This is a genomic window from Pantoea sp. Pa-EAmG (assembly GCF_030024295.1).
Classification (GTDB): domain Bacteria; phylum Pseudomonadota; class Gammaproteobacteria; order Enterobacterales; family Enterobacteriaceae; genus Pantoea; species Pantoea dispersa.
Genome location: NZ_JASEWO010000307.1, coordinates 1 through 2,612, shown reverse-complemented (window position 1 = coordinate 2,612; position 2,612 = coordinate 1). Strand labels below are relative to the sequence as shown.

5 protein-coding genes are annotated in these 2,612 nt (G+C 52.3%); 4 read left to right on the top strand and 1 reads right to left on the bottom strand.

What is annotated here, in order from left to right:
- On the top strand, positions 1 to 434 hold a 434-nt coding region (locus QMM04_RS22050), incomplete at its 5' end, for a LuxR C-terminal-related transcriptional regulator (RefSeq protein WP_282997047.1).
- A 124-nt stretch (positions 435 to 558) separates the two neighbouring features.
- Positions 559 to 1,170: an acyl-homoserine-lactone synthase gene (locus tag QMM04_RS22045; protein ID WP_031279842.1), complete on the top strand. Its 612-nt coding sequence runs from the start codon at positions 559 to 561 to the stop codon at positions 1,168 to 1,170.
- A gap of 31 nt (positions 1,171 to 1,201) precedes the next feature.
- Here the strand turns inward: QMM04_RS22045 and QMM04_RS22040 are convergent, their stop codons facing one another.
- The gene (locus tag QMM04_RS22040) at positions 1,202 to 1,429 is read right to left on the bottom strand and encodes a DUF2594 family protein (RefSeq protein WP_010616664.1); all 228 of its coding nucleotides are present in this window, start codon (positions 1,427 to 1,429) and stop codon (positions 1,202 to 1,204) included.
- A gap of 433 nt (positions 1,430 to 1,862) precedes the next feature.
- On the opposite strand from QMM04_RS22040, the gene uvrY reads away from it, so the two are divergent.
- Positions 1,863 to 2,522 (top strand): UvrY/SirA/GacA family response regulator transcription factor, encoded by a 660-nt coding sequence (gene uvrY / locus QMM04_RS22035; protein WP_282997046.1) that lies wholly within the window; start codon positions 1,863 to 1,865, stop codon positions 2,520 to 2,522.
- The coding region (locus QMM04_RS22030) for a hypothetical protein (RefSeq protein WP_282997048.1) at positions 2,515 to 2,612 on the top strand (98 nt) is incomplete at its 3' end. The genes uvrY and QMM04_RS22030, both read left to right, overlap by 8 nt.

Here is a 2,612-nt window from a genome sequence, read left to right as displayed (position 1 = left end):
GTGATTTATTTACAGGCGCAGGCAATTTTTGGTCAGATGCCAATGCAGCAGGGCTGGTAAGTGGCTTTTCATGCTCGGCAATGGCGCCAAATCGTGCCATTGGTATATTATCTATAGCATCGCAACAACCCAGCCAGACCCAGCACAGACGCGTTGAGCTGGAGGTGCAACTGCACTTCCTGGCGGAACTGAGTTTGCGTGTGCTGGACCGTCTGAATGACGGCTCAATGGTGGTGTTATCGAATGATTTTAGTCAGCGCGAGCTGGAAATATTGAAATGGACAGCGGAGGGAAAAACCTCAGCCGAAATTTCCCTCATTCTGGCTATTTCTGAACACACGGTAAATTTTCACCAAAAGAATATGCAAAAGCGTTTTAATGTTTCCAATAAAACGCAGATTGCCTGTTATGCCGCAGCCATCGGCCTGATATAGCGAAAAGGCAACTACTAATTTTAGTAGTTCCTAAGCCGCAGTCAGTTGTCTACCCTGCGCCGGAAACTCCGCCAGGCTGGCGCTTAATAAATCATTGCAAACATGGGGATGTCAGGGGCGCATGATGAAAATAATTCAAACACAGCTAAAGGATATGCCGTCCTCTTTGCTGGCCGAGTTGGGCACCTATCGTTACAGCGTCTTTGCGCGTGGCGAGGGCTGGTCAATTCCGCCGCGACTCAGCACGCCGGGACAGGAGTATGATCGCTTCGATCGTTCCGATGTCACCTGGCTGATTGCCTGGACTGCGCGTCAGGGCATTTGTGGCTGCGCACGTCTGCTACCGTGGCACGAGCCGGAAGTGCCGGAGGGCATGGTGCTGCCTTTTGATCAGCAAAAAGTGTGGGAAATGTCGCGCTATTCGGCCCGCCTTGAAGTCGATGCCGAGCTGCCGCTGAACATCTTATGGCATTCGGTACAGCTGGCAGAGCTGAGCGGGATGGAGTATTTGATCAGTTCGGCCACGCCGATGCTGGAGAAGATGTTTGAGCAGCATCAGGTGGTGTACGAGCCGCTCTCGCCGGGACTGATCCAGTCAGAAGACAATCTGTTTGCCATTCGTATTCCGGTGCAGCAGCCGGCGCTGGCGGAGAAGTATCGCGGCACGCGTCGCTTCAGTCCGGAAGAAGTGCTGCCCTCGCTGGGCGTGTCGGTCAACTGGCAGTCACACAGCTAACGCCCCGCGCAGGATGCGCAGGGCACGCCGCTTACTGACGGTAGGCGGTTTTAATCTGGCGGATGGTGTTGCTGAACACCTCGGCCTGCGGTTTATCGGCCAGCGCGGACTGGACGTAACGCTCCATGTTGATGATCACCTTACCGGCATCAGCCTGGCCCATACCTTTCAGGATCAGCGTCACCATCATTTTCAGGCAGGCGACTTCATCCGCCAGCGCCTGGGTATCGCGCGATGTTACGAAATCTTCATCACTCATCATTATCTCCTTTGTGGAATGACCTTGTGCGCACACATTCTTCCCGTGCATAAAAAACAGAGTATATCATACGCTTGATGGAAGAATTTAGGCCACATCATCGACCCGCGCGCAGACGGTTAATTAATTGCACCGTTCGCTTTTTTTTGTGCGCAAAAAACTTCCAGGGAAAGATTATTTTTTGGTGCTGCCGGCGGAAAGAAGCGAAGGCGGGTTATAAATTATAACTTAATGATATTAGTCACATTTTAACAATTTTATTCCAGTATGGTATTGCATCAGCTAAAAAAAACAATCACTGCGGCCTGCTATTTGACATGGGTCATTGGTTTTGAGATTTATCTGGCGCCCCTGATGTTCTTTCCACGCGAAACCCGGTAAGATAACGCCCCTGAAATATATTTTCCCCCACTAACCTGCGGAGTACGTCCCGTTGATCAGCCTGCTTCTTGTTGATGACCATGAACTGGTACGCGCCGGTATTCGTCGCATACTGGAAGATATGAAGGGACTGGTGATTGCCGGGGAAGTGGCCTGTGGTGAGGATGCGGTAAAATGGTGCCGCACTCATCCTGTGGATGTGGTGCTGATGGACATGAACATGCCCGGCATTGGCGGACTGGAGGCGACGCGCAAAATCGTGCGCTTCAATCCGAATATCCGCATCATCATGCTGACTATCCACACCGAAAATCCCCTGCCAGCGAAAGTCATGCAGGCCGGTGCGGCAGGTTATCTCAGCAAAGGGGCGGCGCCGCAGGAAGTGGTCAGCGCCATTCGCTCGGTGCACGCCGGTCAGCGTTACATCGCCTCTGATATCGCTCAGCAGATGGCGCTGAGCCAGATTGAGCCGCAGCGCGCCGAATCACCGTTCAGTTGTTTGTCGGAAAGGGAATTGCAGATTATGCTGATGATTACCCGAGGGCAAAAGGTGACGGAGATTTCCGAGCAGCTTAACCTGAGCCCGAAAACCGTTAATAGCTATCGCTATCGCATGTTCAGCAAGTTGAACATCAGTGGTGACGTAGAGTTAACGCATCTGGCCATACGCCATGGCCTGTTTAATGCGGAGCCGTTAATCAGTAGTGAGTGACGTTTTCAATCCCAAAGCCTTTCTCAGCACCGTGACCAGTCAGCCTGGCGTCTACCGCATGTATGACGCGACAGGCACGGTGATCTATGT